This is a genomic window from Pseudomonas fluorescens group sp. PF-1 (assembly GCF_054481335.1).
The window spans coordinates 989,164-1,008,714 of the sequence record NZ_JBTMNG010000001.1 but is presented as its reverse complement, the minus strand read 5'-3'; the positions used below and the strand labels follow the sequence as shown (position 1 = coordinate 1,008,714).

The following is a 19,551-nucleotide window of genomic DNA, read 5'->3' as shown; positions in this document are numbered from 1 at the left end:
AAATCCAAATCATTAACAACACCCAACCAAAATATCGTTATTAACCCACCGAGAAAAGACAAATTAAATATGAGTGAACAACATGACAAAACTCAAAAAAAGAATCACCAACCCCATGACCGTTATCGCGATATTCGCAACACTTTCTGAAACATCCGCAGCGATTTCTCTACCCTTTCTGGACAATAAGGAGAGAGAAATCTACATATGGTTCCTGATCAGCTTCCCCTTTTATTTACTGCTTCTATTCTTCGTCACACTCAACTTTAATTATCGTTCGCTGTATGCGCCTTCAGATTTTGACAAGGGAAAGCACTTCATAAAGGTGCTGGACAAGCCCAAGCATCCGGAAAACAGCCACTCAACGACGTCAAGTGAACATACTGAACGGCATAAGCCAGTGGATGCCGGGCGATCCGCTTCGCCCCCCTGCGCCGCTCAGGCCTCGCTCGTAGACCCAGGCTTGCAGGGTCTGCCCTCGGTTGAACATCACATCCGAATGACCGCGCTGCTCAAGGAGTTATGCATCATTGATGCACGCTGCCTGAGCAAAAAAATCGAATTCAGCGCTTTATTGGAGAACATCGAGAGGCCACGGGACAGGCAGGCACACGTGATTTTGTTTCTCACCTGCGCAGAATCGGAGGCCATACTGAAAAACTGTGCAATCAAACATTCCAAGCTGACGCGCAAGCGCCATAGCGCCACATGTTGCGCGGCTTACAATTTGAACACACATGAGGTGACGGTCATTGACCATAGCGGCCAATCGATATCAGAGACGCGCGGAAAATATCAGAGGGAGACAGATAGCAGATAAAGAGGGTGACAAGAAAATCGCGATGTCGAAGGACCAGATAAACACTATTTCGGGCTTGTGGCCTCGTCGATGACGAGGCCACAAATCCCTTACCCGCTCAAAGGCCTCAGAAAAGCTTCCGGCCCTTGTTCGCAGCAATGCGCATGCGCAATGCGTTGAGCTTGATGAAACCCGCCGCGTCGGCCTGATTGTAGGCGCCGCCATCTTCCTCGAAGGTCGCGATGTTGGCGTCGAACAACGACTCGTCGGACTTGCGACCGGTCACGATCACATTGCCCTTGTACAGCTTCAGGCGCACAACGCCATTCACGTGAGCCTGGGACGCGTCGATCATCTGCTGCAGCATCAGACGCTCCGGGCTCCACCAGTAGCCGGTGTAGATCAGGCTGGCGTACTTCGGCATCAACTCGTCCTTGAGGTGAGCCACTTCGCGGTCCAGGGTGATCGATTCGATCGCACGGTGGGCGCGCAGCATGATGGTGCCGCCAGGTGTCTCGTAGCAGCCACGGGACTTCATGCCCACGTAACGGTTCTCGACGATGTCCAGACGGCCGATGCCGTGTTCACCACCGATACGGTTCAACGTCGCCAGCACGGTAGCCGGGGTCATTTCGACGCCGTCCAGTGCGACGATGTCGCCGTTGCGGTAGGTCAATTCCAGATACTGCGGCTTGTCAGGCGCCTTCTCCGGGGAGACGGTCCAACGCCACATGTCTTCTTCGTGCTCGGTCCAGGTGTCTTCCAGCACGCCGCCTTCATAGGAGATGTGCAACAGGTTGGCATCCATCGAGTACGGGGATTTCTTCTTGCCGTGACGCTCGATCGGGATTGCGTGCTTCTCGGCGTAGTCCATCAGCTTCTCGCGGGACAGCAGGTCCCACTCGCGCCAAGGGGCAATCACTTTCACGCCTGGTTTCAAGGCATAGGCGCCCAGTTCGAAACGAACCTGGTCGTTGCCCTTGCCGGTAGCGCCGTGGGAAATGGCGTCTGCGCCGGTTTCGTTGGCGATTTCGATCAGGCGTTTGGCGATCAACGGACGAGCGATGGAAGTACCCAGCAGGTACTCGCCTTCGTAAACGGTGTTGGCGCGGAACATCGGGAAAACGAAATCGCGCACGAACTCTTCGCGCAAGTCGTCGATGTAGATCTCTTTCACGCCCATGGCCTGAGCCTTGGCGCGTGCCGGTTCGACCTCTTCGCCCTGACCCAGGTCAGCGGTGAAGGTCACCACTTCACAGTTATAAGTATCCTGCAGCCACTTGAGGATCACCGAAGTGTCCAGGCCGCCGGAATACGCCAGAACGACCTTGTTTACGTCCGCCATGCCATCACTCCACGGGGTTCTACGGAAAGCCGGGAAGTCTACCGCTCATGCAGGATAATTTACAGAGGCGCGACAGCTTATGACGACGAAGCGACAGATTATGTCGAGAGCGCGACGATGACCGGCGAGTCAGGAGGTCGCCGATGTGGCTGGCTTCGTGGCCTGCGGGGCCACCTGCTCTGGCGGAGCTCCGCGTTCCAGGCGAACGGCGACCCGACGGTTCTTGGCCCGATTGGCATTGTTTGTGTTGGGTGCCAGTGGGTAACGCTCACCGTGGAAGCGCATGGTGACCTGCGATTCCTGAATGCCATTGGCCTTGAAGAACTCCATGACCGCCAGGGCCCGGCGCCGTGACAGGTCACGGTTGGTCAGGCGGTTGCCGCTGTTGTCGGAATGACCGTCGAGTTCGATGTGATTGACCGTCGGATCGGCCTTCATGTACTCCAGCATCACCTGCAGCTTGGCTTTCGCCGCCGCATCCAGGTCGATACCGCCACCAGGGAAACCAACTTCGGATTGTTTCACCTGCTCGAAGTTCTGCGGCAACAACTTCGCCACGCAACCCTGATAGTCGGCAAACGCCTTGCTGAACTTGACCGGCAGCAACCGCACTTCCGACACACGCCCATCCCCCGAAGAATGCCGGATCACAGGGCTGCGTCCGTCCATCAGGCCACTGATCAATCGCCCCGCCTGCACCTGCGAACTGTTGAACAGCACATTGCCGCTGCCGATTCTCACCGAACCCAGGTTGATATCGCCCCGCCCCGGTTGCCACGGCGCAGCCGCCGCCAGCAAGGTGGCCGACCCGCCACCCATCATGGCGTTGTAGGCATTCAGACGAAACGTCGCCTGCTCGCCAGCACGGCGCACGAATTGTCCCGAGCCAAAATCAGTGATCGGCTGGGTCAGTCTGCATTCGAACTTGTCACCTTCGACCGTCCACTCGATGCTCTCCAGTCGGGTCTGGAAAGTGAGCGCCATCGCAGGAAGGCTGGCAAACACACTGAGCAAGGCTAAATAACGCTGGCGCACGGGAGGCTCCACTGGCTTCTACAACAAAAAGACCGACACACATATGTTTACGGCATACCTGTTGGATATCGGAAGCTTCCCGTAAAACTTGATAGCGAGTGCCTGCAAGAGTCTTTTCCGGTAGCATTCCCCTCAGTTTGACCCGCCTGGAATCCCCTCATGTCCGACCGCCTGACCCTGCTGCGTCCCGACGACTGGCACATTCATCTTCGCGATGGTGCCGTGTTGACCAATACCGTTGCGGATGTTGCGCGCACCTTTGGTCGCGCCATCATCATGCCCAACCTGGTTCCGCCGGTCCGTAATGCGGCTGAGGCCGACGGCTATCGCCAGCGGATTCTCGCTGCTCGCCCGGCCGGCAGCCATTTCGAACCGCTGATGGTCCTGTACCTGACCGACCGCACCCAGCCTGAAGAAATTCGCGAGGCCAAGGCCTGCGGTTTCGTCCACGCCGCCAAGCTGTACCCGGCCGGCGCGACCACCAACTCGGACTCTGGCGTCACCAGCATCGACAAGATCTTTCCCGCACTGGAGGCCATGGCCGAAGTCGGAATGCCCTTGTTGATCCACGGCGAAGTCACCCGTGGCGATGTCGATGTATTCGACCGCGAAAAGATCTTCATCGATGAGCACATGCGCCGTGTGGTCGAGCGTTTCCCGACCCTGAAAGTGGTGTTCGAACACATCACGACCACAGACGCCGTGCAGTTCGTCAACTCGGCTTCGGCCAACGTGGGCGCGACCATCACAGCGCATCACCTGCTATACAATCGCAACCACATGCTGGTGGGCGGGATTCGTCCGCACTTCTATTGCCTGCCGATCCTCAAGCGCAATACGCACCAGGAAGCCCTGCTCGACGCCGCCACCAGCGGCAGCGAGAAGTTCTTCCTCGGCACAGACTCGGCGCCCCACGCCCAGCATGCCAAAGAAGCCGCTTGTGGCTGCGCTGGCTGCTACACCGCCTATGCCGCGATCGAGTTGTATGCCGAAGCCTTCGAACAGCGCAATGCGCTGGACAAGCTGGAAGCCTTCGCCAGCCTCAACGGCCCGCGTTTCTATGGCCTGCCGGCGAACACCGATCGCATCACCCTGGTCCGCGAAGAATGGACCGCCCCCACCAGCCTGCCGTTTGGCGAGCTGACCGTTATCCCGCTGCGCGCCGGTGAAAAACTGCGCTGGCGCCTGCTGGAGGAACACGCGTGAGTGAAGAGCATTTCGACGACGAACAGGAAGGTCATGGCGGCGGAGGCGGTCCCCGTCATCCAATGGCTGCCAGGTTTCGTGGTTACCTGCCCGTTGTCGTCGACGTAGAAACCGGTGGTTTCAACTCGGCCACCGACGCCCTGCTGGAAATTGCCGCGACCACCATCGCCATGGATGAAAAGGGGTTTGTGTACCCGGATCACACCTACTTCTTCCGTGTCGAGCCGTTCGAAGGCGCGAACATCGAAGCCGCCGCCCTGGAATTCACCGGGATCAAGCTCGATCACCCGTTGCGCATGGCCGTGAGTGAAGAAACAGCCCTGAACGACATCTTCCGTGGCGTACGCAAGGCCCTCAAGGCCAATGGATGCAAACGGGCGATCCTGGTCGGGCATAACAGCAGCTTCGACTTGGGCTTCCTCAACGCTGCGGTCGCGCGCCTGGACATGAAGCGCAATCCGTTTCACCCGTTCTCCAGTTTCGATACCGCGACCCTGGCCGGTCTGGCTTACGGCCAAACCGTGCTGGCCAAGGCCTGTCAGGCAGCCGATATCGACTTCGATGGTCGCGAGGCTCACTCGGCTCGCTACGACACCGAGAAGACGGCCGAGCTGTTCTGCGGCATCGTCAACCGCTGGAAACAGATGGGCGGCTGGGAAGATTTCGACGATTGACCTGTAGGAGCGAGGCTGCTCGCGATAGTGGTCAACGATAACGCGGGGGATCTGGCTCTCTGCGGTATCAGCGTTCATCGCTAGCAGGCTCGCTCCAACAGAAAGCATAAAAAACACCCATAAAAAACCGGCCTCGAAGGCCGGTTTTTTTGTACCTGGAACGTGCCTTACAGCGCAGCAGCGTGCTCAGTCAGGTAAGCCGCAACGCCTTCTGGCGAAGCGTTCATGCCTTTGTCGCCTTTTTTCCAGTTGGCAGGGCAAACTTCACCGTGCTCTTCGTGGAATTGCAGAGCGTCGACCAGACGAATCAGCTCTTCCATGTTACGGCCCAGTGGCAGGTCGTTGACGATCTGCGAGCGAACAACGCCTTTGTCGTCGATCAGGAACGCGCCACGGAAAGCAACGCCGTCAGCGGACTGAACGTCGTAGGCCTTCATGATTTCCTGCTTGATGTCGGCAGCCATGGTGTAACCCACCTGGCCAATACCGCCGTTGTTCACCGGGGTGTTGCGCCATGCGTTGTGGGTGAAGTGCGAGTCGATCGACACAGCAACCACTTCCACGTTGCGCGCCTTGAAGTCAGCCAGGCGGTGGTCCAGAGCGATCAGCTCGGACGGGCAAACGAAGGTGAAGTCCAGCGGGTAGAAGAACACCAGGCCGTATTTGCCTTTGATGGCCGAAGACAGGGTGAAGCTGTCAACGATTTCGCCATTGCCGAGTACGGCCGGTACGGTGAAGTCAGGGGCTTGTTTGCCTACGAGTACGCTCATTGGATATCTCCTGGTGTAGAAACGTAAAAACAAGGTTGGTGCCAGCCTGCCACCCTCAGGCGACAGCCCTGTGACACAAACCCGTTTCGGAAAGACCGGCCATCATACACTGCGTGTTTGACCTGTCCTCAACGGTTTTTCCCTCGACGCCTGAAAACGCCAGGCCGGATTTCGTTTCACCTGTCCTGGAAGCAACCGTTCGTCAGTACCGGGAAAAGCGTTCATAAAGCACTTTGACAATCATTCTCGTTAACATTAAGATCCACCGCATTCGAGCATAAACAAGCGACGGTCTTCACTTATGTATGTTTGCCTCTGCACTGGCGTCACCGACGGCCAAATCCGCGATGCGATCTATGAAGGATGCTGCAGCTACAAGGAAGTCCGCCAGGCTACCGGCGTTGCCGGTCAATGCGGCAAATGTGCCTGCCTCGCCAAGGAAGTGGTACGCGAGACCCTGACGAAACTGCAAACGGCCCAGGCAGCGATTCCTTTTCCAGCAGAATTTACAGCAGCATAAATACCGTATTTCAAAAAACCGGACGCCTGTCCGGTTTTTTTATGCCCGCAAATCAATCGCTTATGTTCCAGACGCGGAACACAAACATTCTTATTCCTATTAATTTTCATATAAGTTTCAATAACTTAGGTTTGACACTATTAAGTGTGCAGCTCAAACTCCGACTTATTGATAGCTAATAAAGGGCAGGACCCCATCATGAAAGGCGACGTAACAGTCATCCAGCATCTCAACAAAATCCTTGGCAATGAGCTGGTCGCAATCAATCAGTACTTTCTGCATGCACGCATGTATGAGGATTGGGGCCTGAACAAACTCGGCAAGCACGAGTACCACGAGTCCATTGACGAGATGAAGCACGCGGACAAGCTGATCAAGCGCATCCTGTTCCTGGAGGGGCTGCCGAACGTTCAGGACCTGGGCAAGCTGCACATCGGCGAACACACCAAGGAAATGCTTGAGTGCGATCTGCGCATCGAACGCACCGGTCATGCCGACCTCAAGGTGGCCATTGCTCATTGCGAAACAGTGGGTGACTTCGGCAGCCGTGAACTGCTTGAAGATATCCTTGAGTCCGAAGAAGAACATATCGACTGGCTGGAAACTCAACTTGGCCTGATCGACAAGATTGGTATCGAGAACTACCTGCAATCGCAGATGGGCGAAGACGAGTAAGTTCTACGCCATTGATCTCGATGCAATAAAAAGCCCCGCTCTCTTACAAGGAGGCGGGGCTTTTTTTGTACTTGCTCTTGCAGGAGCTGAGCTTGCTTGCGATGGTCGTTAACGATAACGCACGTGGGGAACCTGGTTCCCCACAGCGCTCTTTAGTCCATCGCGAGCGGGCTCGCTCCTACAGGAAGCGAATCAGGCTTCGGTCTTCTGGGCTGCAGCCTTGGCAGCAGCGTCCTTGATCAGCGCCTGCAGCGAACCATCAGCGGACATCTCGGTCATGATGTCGCTACCGCCAACCAGCTCACCCGCCACCCACAGTTGCGGGAAGGTTGGCCAGTTGGCGTATTTTGGCAGGTTGGCGCGGATTTCCGGGTTTTGCAGGATGTCCACGTACGCAAACTTTTCACCACACGCCATCACGGCCTGCGCGGCTTTCGCGGAGAAGCCACACTGCGGGGCATTCGGCGAGCCTTTCATGTAAAGCAGAATGGTGTTGTTGGCAATCTGCTCTTTAATCGTTTCGATGATATCCATGGAGCACCTCGGCTGAACTTTCCGACTCATGGGTCGGCACGGTGGCGCATTGTAACGGAAAGCCGAGCACCCTGCTCGGTCTCTCCGTCAGATACGATCAGGCCGCCGCCACGGTCACCGGAACACCGTTCAACGCCGCATTGCCCGACAACTCATCGAGTTGACACTCATCCGTCAGGTCGTTGGCGCTGGAGCCTGGCTGGCCGCTGGCAATGGTCATTTGCACACCGGGTCGCGCATGGCCCCAACCGTGCGGAAGGCTGACCACACCTTTCATCATATCCAGGCTGCCGAGCACTTCAACTTCGATCGTGCCGACCCGGGAGCTGACCCGCACACGCTGCCCGTCACTCAAACCGCGACTGGCCAGATCATCCGGGTGCATCAACAACTGATGACGCGGCTTGCCTTTTACCAACCGGTGATAGTTGTGCATCCACGAGTTATTGCTGCGTACATGACGGCGGCCGATCATCAATAACTCGTCAGCAGCCGGTGCCCGCAATGCGCCAAAGCGCGCCAGATCGGCAAGGATCGCGGCTGGAGCGGCCTGGATTCGCTGATTGGCAGTTTTCAGACGTGGCGCCAGATTGGGTTTCAGCGCCCCAAGATCGACCCCATGGGGATGATCGAACAGCGTTGCCAAAGACAGTTTTTGTTCCGAGGCATCGCCATACGACCCCATGCGCAAACCGCGATCGATCATCTGCGCCGGCGCCATGGTCGGCTTCAACTCCTTGCCGGTTTTCGCGGCGAAGGCCTTGGCCAGCCCGACGAAAATCTCCCAGTCATGCAACGCGCCTTCGGGCTTGGCCAGGATTGCGCGATTGAACCGACTGACGTTACGCACCGCAAACATATTGAACGTGGTGTCGTAGTGGTCGTTTTCCAGCGCCGAGGTGGATGGCAGGATCAGGTCGGCATAGCGCGTGGTTTCATTGATGTACAAATCGACGCTGACCATGAACTCCAGCCCGTCCAGCGCCTGTTCCAGTTGTCGGCCATTGGGCGTCGACAATACCGGATTGCCCGCCACGGTGATCAGCGCACGGACCTGCCCTTCTCCCTCGGTCAGCATCTCCTCGGCCAACGCCGACACGGGCAACTCGCCAGCATATTCGGGGCGCCCCGACACACGGCTCTGCCACAGATTGAAGTGCCCACCCGATGTGGAGGCCACCAGGTCCACCGCCGGCTCGGTGCACATCGCGCCCCCGACGCGATCGAGGTTACCGGTGACCAGGTTGATCAATTGCACGACCCAGTGGCACAGCGTGCCGAACGCTTGGGTCGAGACGCCCATGCGGCCATAGCAAACCGCGCTTGGCGCGGCGGCGAAGTCCCGCGCCAACTGGCGGATCTGCTCGGCCGGCACCGCGCACAACGGGCTCATGGCCTCGGCGGTGAAACCTGCAACAGCCTCGCGCACCTCATCCAGGCCATCCACCGGCAAATGACTGTCGCGGGTCAAGCCCTCGCCAAACAAGGTATTGAGCAAGCCGAACAGCAAGGCTGCATCGCCACCTGGGCGCACGAACAGATGCTGGTCGGCGATCGCCGCCGTTTCGCTGCGGCGCGGGTCGACCACCACCACTTTGCCGCCCCGGGCCTGGATCGCCTTCAAGCGCTTTTCCACATCCGGCACAGTCATGATGCTGCCGTTGGAGGCCAGCGGATTACCGCCGAGGATCAGCATGAAGTCGGTGTGATCGATGTCCGGGATCGGCAGCAGCAGACCGTGGCCATACATCAAATGACTGGTCAGGTGATGGGGCAATTGATCGACCGACGTCGCGGAAAACCGGTTGCGGGTTTTCAACAGACCGAGGAAGTAATTGCTGTGGGTCATCAGCCCATAGTTGTGCACGCTGGGGTTGCCTTGATAGACCGCCACCGCGTTTTGCCCATGACGCTCCTGAATCGCCGCCAGGCGTTCGGCCACAAGGTTGAAAGCGTCCTGCCACTCGATGGGCTGCCATTCGCTGCCCACGCGTAACATGGGTTGATGCAGGCGGTCCGGGTCGTTCTGAATGTCCTGCAGGGCGACGGCCTTGGGGCAGATATGCCCACGGCTGAACGTATCCAGCGGATCGCCCTTGATCGAGGTGATCTGCACGCGTCCTTCGAGTTCGGTGGTTTCGATGGTCAGGCCGCAGATGGCTTCACACAGGTGGCACGCACGGTGATGGAGAGTCTTGGTCATGGCCAGTCTCTGTCTTGTTCTGGGCGGGCAATGTCGGCCGCGGGAACAAAACTATGGCGCCTGCCCCGCCAGCGCGCCAGCGATGTTCGTCTTGTGAATTGCTGGCCATCAGGCCAGCCGATGGCCGCTGCCGATCAGCTCGATGGCAGCCTGGGCGGCACCTGCGACTGAAGCTGCTGGAGGGTTTCGATCGGTTCGTGGGCGGCCTGCACTCCGGTCAGTTCGCCGATCAGGCGCCAATGCTCGTCCAGCCCGGCGCTGATGGTAACCATGCGGTCGATCATGCGTCGCGCGGCTTCCCGGGTCACTTTGTCGTCACTTCGCAAGAGTTCGAAGGACATTGAGGTCATCGAGGCGGTCAGGTGAGTCAGGGAGCGGGCCGTAAGGCCGAGCAATTCCATCAACTGCTGTTCTTTCGATTCCATGCCAAGGCTTCCTGCATCACTCGTGATTTATTTATACCCCAGCACCTTGCGTTAGCAAATGTTTCAGATTGGCAGCGCTGTGCACGAAGTCTGCAAACAACAGGTCATAAACCGACCACAAAACACCGCCAACGCCTCGCTCGATTGCCAAGCTGAGCGGGGCCGGTGTACAAAGACCCGGCTACTGTCAGGAAACAGGCTTCAAAAGCGCTACTGCGGTGACCCCGTAGCCCCTCTGAAATCCCCTAAAAACCGTAGCCCTATTGGTAAGACGCGACATTTAATTATAAGATCGCGCCTTCCCTTATTTCGTCGCCCCGTGCGGCTTACGCCGCAGGTCTCGCCCGTTGTTCCGTTAAACAAGGCTTTGAGCATCTGCGGTTTGTAGCAAAAAGGTAGTCAATGATGAGCGCAAGGCACTTTCTCTCCCTGATGGATTGCACGCCCGAAGAGCTGGTCAGCGTGATCCGTCGAGGCGTTGAGCTCAAGGACCTGCGTAACCGCGGCGTACTGTTCGAGCCCCTGAAAAATCGCGTGCTCGGGATGATTTTCGAAAAATCCTCGACCCGCACCCGCATTTCCTTCGAAGCCGGCATGATCCAGCTCGGTGGCCAGGCGATCTTCCTGTCGCCACGCGACACCCAACTGGGCCGTGGCGAGCCGATCAGTGATGCTGCCATCGTCATGTCGAGCATGCTCGATGCGGTGATGATCCGCACGTTTTCCCACAGCACCCTGACCCAATTCGCCGCCAATTCGCGCGTGCCACTGATCAACGGTCTGTCCGACGATTTGCACCCGTGCCAGTTGCTGGCCGACATGCAGACCTTCCTCGAACACCGCGGCGCCATCCAGGGCAAGACCGTGGCCTGGATCGGTGACGGCAACAACATGTGCAACAGCTATATAGAAGCGGCGATCCAGTTCGACTTCCAGTTGCGCGTCGCCTGCCCGGAAGGCTATGAGCCGAACCCGGAGTTTCTGGCCCAGGCCGGCGATCGGGTAACCATCGTGCGTGATCCGAAAGATGCCGTACACGGCGCGCATCTGGTCAGCACCGATGTCTGGACCTCCATGGGCCAGGAAGAGGAAACCGCCAAGCGTCTGGAGCTGTTCGCGCCATACCAGGTCAATCGTGCCCTGCTTGACCTGGCTGCCCCCGACGTTCTGTTCATGCACTGCCTGCCCGCGCACCGGGGCGAAGAAATCAGTGTGGATCTGCTCGACGACCCGCGCTCGGTCGCGTGGGACCAGGCTGAAAACCGTCTTCACGCGCAAAAGGCCCTGCTCGAATTTCTCGTTCCGCCTTCGTACCACCACGCATGAGTCAGCCACTCCTGCTTAACCTGCGCAACCTCGCCTGCGGCTATCAAGACCAGCGGGTCGTGCAGAACCTCAACCTGCATTTGAATGCGGGCGACATCGGTTGCCTGCTCGGCTCTTCGGGCTGCGGCAAGACCACCACCCTGCGTGCGATTGCCGGTTTCGAACCGGTGCACGAAGGTGACATCCAGCTGGCGGGCGAAACGATTTCCAGTGCAGGCTTCACCCTTGCACCGGAGAAGCGCCGCATCGGCATGGTGTTTCAGGACTACGCGCTGTTTCCCCATTTGAGCGTGGCCGACAACATTGCCTTCGGGATCCGCAAGCACCCACAAAAGGATCGCGTCACCGAAGAGCTGCTGGAACTGGTCAACCTGAAAAACCTCGGCAAGCGCTTCCCCCATGAGCTTTCCGGCGGCCAACAGCAACGTGTCGCCCTGGCCCGCGCCCTGGCGCCGGAGCCGCAGCTGCTACTGCTCGACGAACCGTTTTCCAATCTCGATGGTGAATTGCGCCGCAAGCTCAGCCATGAGGTTCGTGACATCCTCAAGGCACGCGGCACCAGTGCGATTCTGGTGACCCACGATCAGGAAGAAGCATTCGCCGTCAGTGATCACGTTGGCGTGTTCAAGGAAGGTCGGCTGGAGCAGTGGGATACGCCCTACAACCTCTATCACGAACCGCTGACCCCCTTTGTGGCCAGCTTCATCGGCCAGGGTTACTTCATTCGTGGCCAACTGAGCAGTCCTGAGTCGGTGCAGACCGAATTGGGCGAGTTGCGCGGCAACCGTGCCTACACTTTGCCAGTCGGTGGTGCAGTGGATGTGTTGTTGCGTCCGGACGATATCGTCTATGCCCCGGACAGCGCGCTGAAGGCGCGGATCGTTGGCAAGACGTTCCTTGGCGCATCGACCTTGTATCGCCTGCAACTGGCGACCGGCGCGCAACTGGAGTCGATCTTCCCCAGCCATGTCGATCATCAGGCGGGTGTGGTGGTGGGCATTCGGGTGGCGGCGGAACACCTGGTGCTGTTCCACGCTTCCGGCAGCACGGCGGCACAGATTCCGGTCGTCGAATCCGGTGTCCGGCGGTACAGCGCTACTCACTGAGAAGCACAATCCCTGTAGGAGCGAGCAAGCTCGCTCCTACAAAGGAATCGGTTTAATCCAGCATCAACGTTCCGCTCGCCACCAGCGTCGCATTCCCACCGATCTTCACCCGCTCCCCCTCCAATCGGCAGAACAACTCTCCGCCCCGCGCCGAACATTGATAAGCCGTCAGGCTTGACTTGCCCAACCGCGCCGACCAGTACGGAATCAGGCAGCAATGGGTCGACCCGGTCACGGGATCTTCATTGATGCCAATGGCCGGAGCGAAATAGCGCGACACGAAATCGTGCTGAGTGCCCCGGGCGGTCACGATCGCCCCCAGCCAGGGCAGCTTCGCCAGGGCAACCATGTCAGGCTTGCAGTCGAGCACCGCCTGCTCGGACTCCAGCACCACGAACAACTCATTCGAACCCAGCACATCGATGGCTTCCACGCCCAGGGCGCGCTCGACATCCAGGCTCACACCTATTTCCGAAGGAACGATCGCCGGAAAGTCCAGCCATAGACGCCCACCGTCGCGGCTCACACTCAGCGGACCGGACTGACAGGTGAAGTCCAGACGCTCGACCGGCTCTTTATAGATTTCAAACAATACATAAGCGCTGGCCAGCGTTGCATGACCGCACAATGGAACCTCGGTGGTCGGAGTGAACCAGCGGATGTGCCAACCCTGCCCTTCACGTACCACGAAAGCCGTTTCAGCGAGATTGTGCTCCGCGGCGATTTTCTGCATCAACTCATCGGCGAGCCAGGCATCGAGCCGGTAAACCATTGCCGGGTTGCCGCCAAATGGCCGATCACTGAACGCATCGACCTGGTGAAACTCAAGCTGCATAACCGTCTCCTTGTGTTTTGCCCTTGAGCATGCAGCGGCCGAAAACGCTGCACCAGTGACAGTGCAGGCTAATTTTCGCCATACAGCGGCTCAGGCACGCCCGATGTCAGCGAACTTCGCCTGGGTGTGTTCGGCCAGCACGGCAGGGGCCAATTCAACTTCCAGACCCCGTCGACCTGCGCTGACAAAAATGCTCGCAAAAGGCTGAGCCGAATTATCGATAAACGTGCGCAAGCGCTTCTTCTGCCCCAACGGGCTGATCCCCCCCAACAGATAACCGGTTGAACGCTGCGCCGCCGCCGGGTCGGCCATTTCGACCTTTTTCACCCCGGCCGCGTGAGCCAAGGCCTTCAAGTCCAAAGTGCCCGCAACCGGCACTACCGCGACCAGCAACTCTCCTTTCTCACTGGCTGCCAGCAAGGTCTTGAACACCTGCGCAGGGTCGAGCCCGAGTTTCTCCGCCGCCTCCAGCCCATAGGAAGCGGCCTTCGGGTCATGCTCATAGCTGTGCACTCGGTGTTCGGCCCGAACTTTTTTCAACAAATCCAATGCGGGGGTCATGACAGCTCCAGACTTGGCGGCAGTAGAAAATATTGGGCGGGATTCTAGGACATTGGTTAACAAAAGGCTCTATGGCGCGCCCTTCGGTCCATTCAATCAATAGGTCATTCATGCGACGAATAGTTGCATTCTGACTGATGGTTCACTTTCGACCTTTGACAGCAGTGTTTCTTGTCTATATTTTTTCGTTTTTGAAACTGCACGAAATGTCCTACCGCAGCACCCAGCAACAAACCGGGCACTGGATGGGGATCCTGACCCGGTGAAAAACGCGCTTTGATCATGATGAAAAAAAAGCGCCAGACAATAAAAAATGAGGTTTCGATGACAACCGCTTTACAACAACCATCACTCTCGAGCCAGTGCATGGCCGAATTCCTGGGCACTGCGCTGCTGATCTTTTTTGGTACGGGTTGCGTCGCCGCCCTCAAAGTCGCGGGCGCCAGCTTTGGTCTGTGGGAAATCAGCATCATCTGGGGTATCGGTGTAAGCATGGCGATTTACTTGACCGCCGGAGTTTCCGGCGCTCATCTCAACCCTGCCGTCAGCATCGCACTGAGCATTTTCGCCGACTTCGAAAAGCGCAAACTGCCGTTTTACATTCTGGCCCAAGTGGCGGGTGCCTTTTGTGGCGCCTTGTTGGTTTACACGCTATACAGCAATCTATTCTTCGATTTCGAACAAACTCATCATATGGTTCGCGGCACTGAAGCCAGCCTGGAATTGGCGTCGGTGTTCTCCACCTTTCCCAATCCGAGCCTGTCCACCTCACAGGCCTTTCTGGTCGAGGTGATCATCACCGCCATTTTGATGGGCGTGATCATGTCCCTGACGGACGACAACAATGGCCTGCCGAACGGCCCGCTGGCGCCAATCCTGATTGGTTTGCTGATCGCGGTGATCGGCAGTTCGATGGGACCGCTGACCGGTTTCGCCATGAACCCCGCCCGTGATTTCGGCCCTAAATTGATGACGTTCTTCGCTGGCTGGGGTGACATTTCTTTCACCGGCGGGCGCGATATCCCGTACTTCCTGGTTCCGGTTTTCGCACCGATTATCGGGGCCTGCCTCGGCGCCGCAGCCTATCGCGGCGTTATTGCCCGCCATCTGCCAAGCGTCGCACCTGCTACAAAGGACACAGCACCGGCCATTGACGGCAAACCAAGAATTTCTTGATACCGTTGGCACGTGATTCTGCCCATTCAATCGCGCGCCAGACCTCACTCCCTTATTTCGTCCAAGGCAATCGACATGACCGACACACAGAATAAGAACTACATCATTGCCCTCGATCAGGGTACGACCAGCTCCCGCGCGATCATATTCGACCGTGACGCCAACGTGGTCTGCACCGCACAGCGCGAATTCGCCCAGCATTACCCGCAAGCGGGCTGGGTCGAACACGACCCGATGGAAATCTTCGCCACCCAAAGCGCCGTGATGGTCGAGGCCCTCGCTCAGGCCGGCCTGCATCACGACCAGGTCGCCGCCATCGGCATCACCAACCAACGTGAAACCACCGTGGTCTGGGACAAGAACACCGGTCGACCGATTTATAACGCAATCGTCTGGCAGTGCCGCCGCAGCACCGAGATCTGCCAGCAGCTCAAGCGTGATGGCCACGAGCAATACATCAGCGAGACCACGGGTCTGGTGACCGACCCCTATTTCTCCGGCACCAAGCTCAAGTGGATCCTTGATCACGTCGAAGGCAGCCGTGAACGCGCGCGCAACGGCGAGTTGTTGTTCGGCACCGTCGACAGCTGGCTGATCTGGAAATTTACCGGCGGCAAGGTCCACGTCACCGACTACACCAACGCCTCGCGCACCATGCTCTTCAACATCCACACCCTGGAGTGGGACGCGAAGATGCTGGAGGTGCTGGACATCCCGCGGGAAATGCTGCCCCAGGTGAAATCATCGTCGGAAATCTACGGCCATACCAAAAGCGGCATCGCCATCGGCGGGATCGCCGGCGACCAGCAAGCGGCGCTGTTCGGCCAGATGTGCGTTGAAGCAGGTCAGGCCAAGAACACCTATGGCACCGGCTGTTTCCTGCTGATGAACACCGGCGACAAAGCCGTGAAGTCCAGACACGGCATGCTCACCACCATCGCGTGCGGTCCGCGCGGTGAAGTGGCCTACGCCCTGGAAGGCGCCGTGTTCAATGGCGGCTCCACCGTCCAGTGGTTGCGCGATGAGCTGAAAATCATCAACGACGCCCACGACACCGAATACTTCGCCAACAAGGTCAAGGACAGTAACGGCGTGTACCTGGTACCGGCGTTCACCGGACTGGGCGCGCCGTACTGGGACCCCTATGCCCGTGGCGCATTGTTCGGCCTGACCCGCGGCGTCCGTGTGGATCACATCATTCGTGCCGCACTGGAGTCGATTGCCTACCAGACCCGCGACGTGCTCGACGCCATGCAGCAAGACGCCGGCGAACGCCTCAAGGCCCTGCGCGTGGACGGCGGCGCCGTGGCGAACAACTTCCTCATGCAGTTCCAGGCCGACATCCTCGGCACGCAGGTCGAGCGCCCGCAAATGCGCGAGACCACCGCACTGGGTGCCGCGTACCTGGCAGGCTTGGCCTGCGGCTTCTGGGGCAGCCTGGAAGAACTGCGCGGCAAGGCGGTTATTGAACGCAAGTTCGAACCGGCGCTGGACGAAGCGGCGAAGGAAAAACTCTACGCCGGCTGGAAAAAAGCCGTCAGCCGCACCCGCGATTGGGAGCCGCACGAAGGGGCTGAATAAGCCAGGCTGCGGACTGTATCCGCGAGTAACTGGTCGGGAGGAGATTCCTGCGGCATCATGGGCAAATTTTGCTCGGCAGCCCAAAGGACGCCCCATGAATCTGCCTCCCCGTCAGCAGCAAATTCTCGAACTGGTCCGCGAACGCGGGTACGTCAGTATCGAGGAAATGGCCACGCTGTTCGTTGTTACACCGCAGACCATTCGCCGCGATATCAATCAGCTGGCGGAAGCCAATTTGTTGCGTCGTTACCACGGCGGCGCAGCCTACGACTCCAGCGTCGAAAACACTGCCTACGCCATGCGCGCCGATCAGATGCGCGACGAGAAACAGCGTATTGGCGAAGCCATCGCCGCACAGATCCCCGATCACGCCTCGCTGTTCATCAATATCGGCACGACCACCGAATCGATTGCCCGGGCGCTGCTCAACCACAGCCATCTGAAAATCATCACCAACAACCTGCATGTGGCTTCGATGCTCAGCGCCAAGGACGACTTCGATGTCCTGCTGACCGGGGGCACTGTGCGACGTGACGGAGGCGTGGTCGGTCAGGCCAGTGTCGATTTCATCAACCAGTTCAAGGTCGATTTCGCCCTGGTGGGCATCAGCGGCATCGATGAAGACGGCAGCCTGCTGGATTTCGATTATCAGGAAGTGCGGGTTTCCCAGGCGATCATCGCCAACGCCCGACAAGTGATTCTGGCCGCTGACTCCAGCAAGTTCGGGCGCAACGCCATGATTCGCCTGGGGCCGATCAGCCTGGTTGATTGCCTGGTCACGGATCAGCAGCCTTCCCCTGCTCTGGCGCAGCTTTTGAGCCAGCACAAAGTCAGACTGGAAGTCGTTTAAGCACATCCCCCGTGACGAGGGAGCTTGCTCCCGCTGGGCTGCGAAGCGGCCCTCACCCCTTCAATTGAGTTCATTTAGACCCACTGAACTCGCCGCAAAAGCGACAGGAGCAAGCTCCCTCGCCACCAAAGCCGTCCGCTTACACTCTCAATGTTCGTAAATTTTCCTTTCATCGCCATTCGATGAGTTTTTTCAATCGAATCTGACTGGCTGCGTGCGTCTTTATGGGCTAGTATTTTCGCAAATGAACATTTATGTTCGATTTCAAATACAGAACATCAAAGAATCCCGAGGCCCGAGCCGATGCCCACTTCTATCTTGCCCACGCCCCCTCTTGCCGAGGTCTACGATGTCGCCGTCATTGGTGGCGGGATCAATGGCGTGGGGATCGCAGCGGATGCCGCCGGTCGCGGTCTGTCGGTGTTCCTTTGCGAAAAGGATGACTTGGCCAGCCATACCTCGTCGGCCAGCAGCAAGCTGATCCATGGCGGCCTGCGTTATCTCGAACACTACGAATTCCGTCTGGTGCGCGAAGCCCTGGCCGAGCGCGAGGTGCTGCTGGCCAAGGCTCCGCACATCGTCAAGCCAATGCGCTTCGTGCTGCCGCATCGCCCGCACCTGCGACCCGCCTGGATGATTCGTGCCGGCCTGTTCCTGTACGACCATCTGGGCAAACGGGAAAAACTCGCCGGTTCGAAAAGCCTGAAGTTCGGTCCCGATAGCGCACTGAAAAGTGAAATCACCAAGGGCTTCGAATACTCCGACTGCTGGGTCGACGATGCCCGGCTGGTGGTGCTCAATGCCATGGCCGCCCGGGAGCAAGGTGCCCATGTCCATACCCAGACCCGTTGCGTCAGCGCTCGTCGCGCCAAAGGCCTGTGGCACCTGCATCTGGAGCGCGCCGATGGCAGTCTGTTTTCGATCCGCGCCAAGGCGCTGGTGAATGCCGCTGGCCCATGGGTCGCCAAGTTCATCCGCGACGACCTGAAGATGGAATCGCCCTACGGCATCCGCCTGATCCAGGGCAGTCACTTGATCGTGCCGAAGCTGTACGAAGGCGAGCACGCGCACATTCTGCAAAACGAAGATCAGCGCATCGTGTTCACCATTCCTTACCTGAACCATTTCACCCTGATCGGCACCACCGACCGCGAATACACGGGCGATCCGGCAAAGGTGGCAATCACTGAAGGCGAAACCGACTACCTGCTCAAAGTGGTCAATGCCCACTTCAAAAAGCAAATCAGCCGCGACGACATCCTGCACAGCTATTCCGGCGTGCGTCCGCTGTGCAACGACGAATCCGACAACCCGTCGGCCGTCACCCGCGATTACACCCTGGCGTTGTCGGGCAGTGGCGAAGAAGCACCATTGTTGTCGGTATTCGGTGGCAAGCTGACCACCTACCGCAAACTGGCCGAATCGGCGCTGGCGCAACTGGCGCCGTACTTTGCGCAGATGAAGCCGAGCTGGACCGCCAACGCGACCTTGCCGGGCGGAGAAGACATGACCACCCCGCAAGCGCTGAGCGCGTTGATTCGCGACAAGTTCGACTGGGTCCCGACAGAAATTTCGCGCCGCTGGGCGACCACCTACGGCAGCCGTACCTGGCGTCTGCTCGAAGGCGTACAGAACCTCAGCGACATGGGCGAACACATCGGTGGCGGCCTCTACACCCGCGAAGTCGATTACCTGTGCAGTGAAGAGTGGGCCACCACCGCACACGACATCCTATGGCGTCGCAGCAAGCTCGGGTTGTTCACCACGGCCGCGGAACAGGACAAGCTCAAGGATTACCTGAACAAGGTCGAGCAGCACCGCAGCAAGATCGAAGCAGCCTGATTGCACCGCTTGATACTGTAGGAGCGAGCATGCTCGCGAAAAACGCCAGGGCAACGCGGGGTATCCGGCAGAGCGCGTTATCGTTGAC

The 19,551-nt window shown here is 58.5% G+C and carries 20 protein-coding genes; 11 read left to right on the top strand and 9 right to left on the bottom strand.

What is annotated here, in order from left to right:
- The first annotated feature begins 82 nt into the window (after window positions 1-82).
- A complete protein-coding gene (locus tag ACX3YD_RS04830) occupies window positions 83-820 on the top strand; it encodes a hypothetical protein (protein WP_458959367.1) in 738 nt (245 codons plus the stop codon).
- Window positions 821-926: 106 nt separating this feature from the next.
- Here ACX3YD_RS04830 and ACX3YD_RS04825 read toward each other — a convergent pair whose 3' ends face one another.
- On the bottom strand, window positions 927-2,144 hold the full coding sequence (locus ACX3YD_RS04825) for an argininosuccinate synthase (protein WP_020799894.1): 1,218 nt from the start codon (window positions 2,142-2,144) through the stop codon (window positions 927-929).
- 129 nt (window positions 2,145-2,273) lie between these two features.
- Window positions 2,274-3,179, bottom strand: a complete 906-nt coding sequence (locus ACX3YD_RS04820; RefSeq protein WP_103403896.1) for a flagellar protein MotY — start codon at window positions 3,177-3,179, stop codon at window positions 2,274-2,276.
- Window positions 3,180-3,338: 159 nt separating this feature from the next.
- Between ACX3YD_RS04820 and pyrC the strand changes: the two genes are divergently transcribed.
- Complete coding sequence (pyrC, locus tag ACX3YD_RS04815; protein ID WP_047532687.1) at window positions 3,339-4,385, top strand: dihydroorotase; 1,047 nt, start codon at window positions 3,339-3,341, stop codon at window positions 4,383-4,385.
- Window positions 4,382-5,059, top strand: coding sequence for a ribonuclease T (gene rnt / locus ACX3YD_RS04810; protein WP_047532689.1), 678 nt, complete (start codon window positions 4,382-4,384; stop codon window positions 5,057-5,059). Before pyrC ends, rnt begins: the two co-directional genes overlap by 4 nt.
- Window positions 5,060-5,226: 167 nt before the next feature.
- On the opposite strand, the gene ACX3YD_RS04805 is transcribed toward rnt, so the two are convergent.
- Window positions 5,227-5,829 (bottom strand): peroxiredoxin, encoded by a 603-nt coding sequence (locus ACX3YD_RS04805; protein WP_047532691.1) that lies wholly within the window; start codon window positions 5,827-5,829, stop codon window positions 5,227-5,229.
- Between the two features lie 301 nt (window positions 5,830-6,130).
- Between ACX3YD_RS04805 and ACX3YD_RS04800 the strand changes: the two genes are divergently transcribed.
- Together ACX3YD_RS04800 and bfr are read left to right on the top strand one after the other, a co-directional pair.
- Complete coding sequence (locus ACX3YD_RS04800; protein ID WP_081997943.1) at window positions 6,131-6,349, top strand: bacterioferritin-associated ferredoxin; 219 nt, start codon at window positions 6,131-6,133, stop codon at window positions 6,347-6,349.
- Between the two features lie 198 nt (window positions 6,350-6,547).
- Window positions 6,548-7,024, top strand: a complete 477-nt coding sequence (bfr, locus tag ACX3YD_RS04795) for a bacterioferritin (RefSeq protein WP_090324906.1) — start codon at window positions 6,548-6,550, stop codon at window positions 7,022-7,024.
- Window positions 7,025-7,216: 192 nt separating this feature from the next.
- On the opposite strand, the gene grxD is transcribed toward bfr, so the two are convergent.
- The 3 genes from grxD to ACX3YD_RS04780 all read right to left on the bottom strand — a co-directional run bounded on the left by grxD (window position 7,217) and on the right by ACX3YD_RS04780 (window position 10,186).
- Window positions 7,217-7,558 carry a Grx4 family monothiol glutaredoxin gene (grxD, locus tag ACX3YD_RS04790; RefSeq protein WP_047532696.1) on the bottom strand — a complete coding sequence of 114 codons (342 nt, stop codon included), beginning with the start codon at window positions 7,556-7,558 and terminating at the stop codon, window positions 7,217-7,219.
- Between the two features lie 97 nt (window positions 7,559-7,655).
- Window positions 7,656-9,761 carry a molybdopterin oxidoreductase family protein gene (locus ACX3YD_RS04785; protein WP_458959366.1) on the bottom strand — a complete coding sequence of 702 codons (2,106 nt, stop codon included), beginning with the start codon at window positions 9,759-9,761 and terminating at the stop codon, window positions 7,656-7,658.
- Window positions 9,762-9,895: 134 nt separating this feature from the next.
- Window positions 9,896-10,186 (bottom strand): hypothetical protein, encoded by a 291-nt coding sequence (locus ACX3YD_RS04780; RefSeq protein ID WP_458959365.1) that lies wholly within the window; start codon window positions 10,184-10,186, stop codon window positions 9,896-9,898.
- Between the two features lie 405 nt (window positions 10,187-10,591).
- Between ACX3YD_RS04780 and argF the strand changes: the two genes are divergently transcribed.
- Window positions 10,592-11,512, top strand: a complete 921-nt coding sequence (gene argF, locus ACX3YD_RS04775) for an ornithine carbamoyltransferase (protein ID WP_458959364.1) — start codon at window positions 10,592-10,594, stop codon at window positions 11,510-11,512.
- Window positions 11,509-12,618, top strand: coding sequence for an ABC transporter ATP-binding protein (locus tag ACX3YD_RS04770; protein WP_458959363.1), 1,110 nt, complete (start codon window positions 11,509-11,511; stop codon window positions 12,616-12,618). Before argF ends, ACX3YD_RS04770 begins: the two co-directional genes overlap by 4 nt.
- 52 nt (window positions 12,619-12,670) lie before the next feature.
- Here ACX3YD_RS04770 and ACX3YD_RS04765 read toward each other — a convergent pair whose 3' ends face one another.
- The 3 genes from ACX3YD_RS04765 to ACX3YD_RS04755 all read right to left on the bottom strand — a co-directional run bounded on the left by ACX3YD_RS04765 (window position 12,671) and on the right by ACX3YD_RS04755 (window position 14,382).
- Complete coding sequence (locus ACX3YD_RS04765; RefSeq protein WP_458959362.1) at window positions 12,671-13,453, bottom strand: PhzF family phenazine biosynthesis protein; 783 nt, start codon at window positions 13,451-13,453, stop codon at window positions 12,671-12,673.
- A 90-nt stretch (window positions 13,454-13,543) separates the two neighbouring features.
- Entirely contained in the window at window positions 13,544-14,014 is a 471-nt protein-coding gene (gene ybaK / locus ACX3YD_RS04760; RefSeq protein ID WP_196585596.1) for a Cys-tRNA(Pro) deacylase, read from the bottom strand.
- A 104-nt stretch (window positions 14,015-14,118) separates the two neighbouring features.
- Window positions 14,119-14,382: a hypothetical protein gene (locus ACX3YD_RS04755; protein WP_458960418.1), complete on the bottom strand. Its 264-nt coding sequence runs from the start codon at window positions 14,380-14,382 to the stop codon at window positions 14,119-14,121.
- Here ACX3YD_RS04755 and ACX3YD_RS04750 point away from each other — a divergent pair.
- The 4 genes from ACX3YD_RS04750 (at window position 14,339) to glpD (ending at window position 19,463) form a co-directional block, all read left to right on the top strand.
- Window positions 14,339-15,190 carry an MIP/aquaporin family protein gene (locus tag ACX3YD_RS04750; protein ID WP_090464793.1) on the top strand — a complete coding sequence of 284 codons (852 nt, stop codon included), beginning with the start codon at window positions 14,339-14,341 and terminating at the stop codon, window positions 15,188-15,190. The two genes, ACX3YD_RS04755 and ACX3YD_RS04750, sit on opposite strands and share 44 nt — an antisense overlap.
- Window positions 15,191-15,265: 75 nt before the next feature.
- Complete coding sequence (gene glpK, locus ACX3YD_RS04745; protein WP_130204459.1) at window positions 15,266-16,771, top strand: glycerol kinase GlpK; 1,506 nt, start codon at window positions 15,266-15,268, stop codon at window positions 16,769-16,771.
- A gap of 94 nt (window positions 16,772-16,865) precedes the next feature.
- Window positions 16,866-17,621, top strand: coding sequence for a DeoR/GlpR family transcriptional regulator (locus ACX3YD_RS04740; protein ID WP_458959361.1), 756 nt, complete (start codon window positions 16,866-16,868; stop codon window positions 17,619-17,621).
- A gap of 303 nt (window positions 17,622-17,924) precedes the next feature.
- The gene (gene glpD / locus ACX3YD_RS04735) at window positions 17,925-19,463 is read left to right on the top strand and encodes a glycerol-3-phosphate dehydrogenase (protein ID WP_458959360.1); all 1,539 of its coding nucleotides are present in this window, start codon (window positions 17,925-17,927) and stop codon (window positions 19,461-19,463) included.
- The last annotated feature ends 88 nt before the right edge of the window (window positions 19,464-19,551 follow it).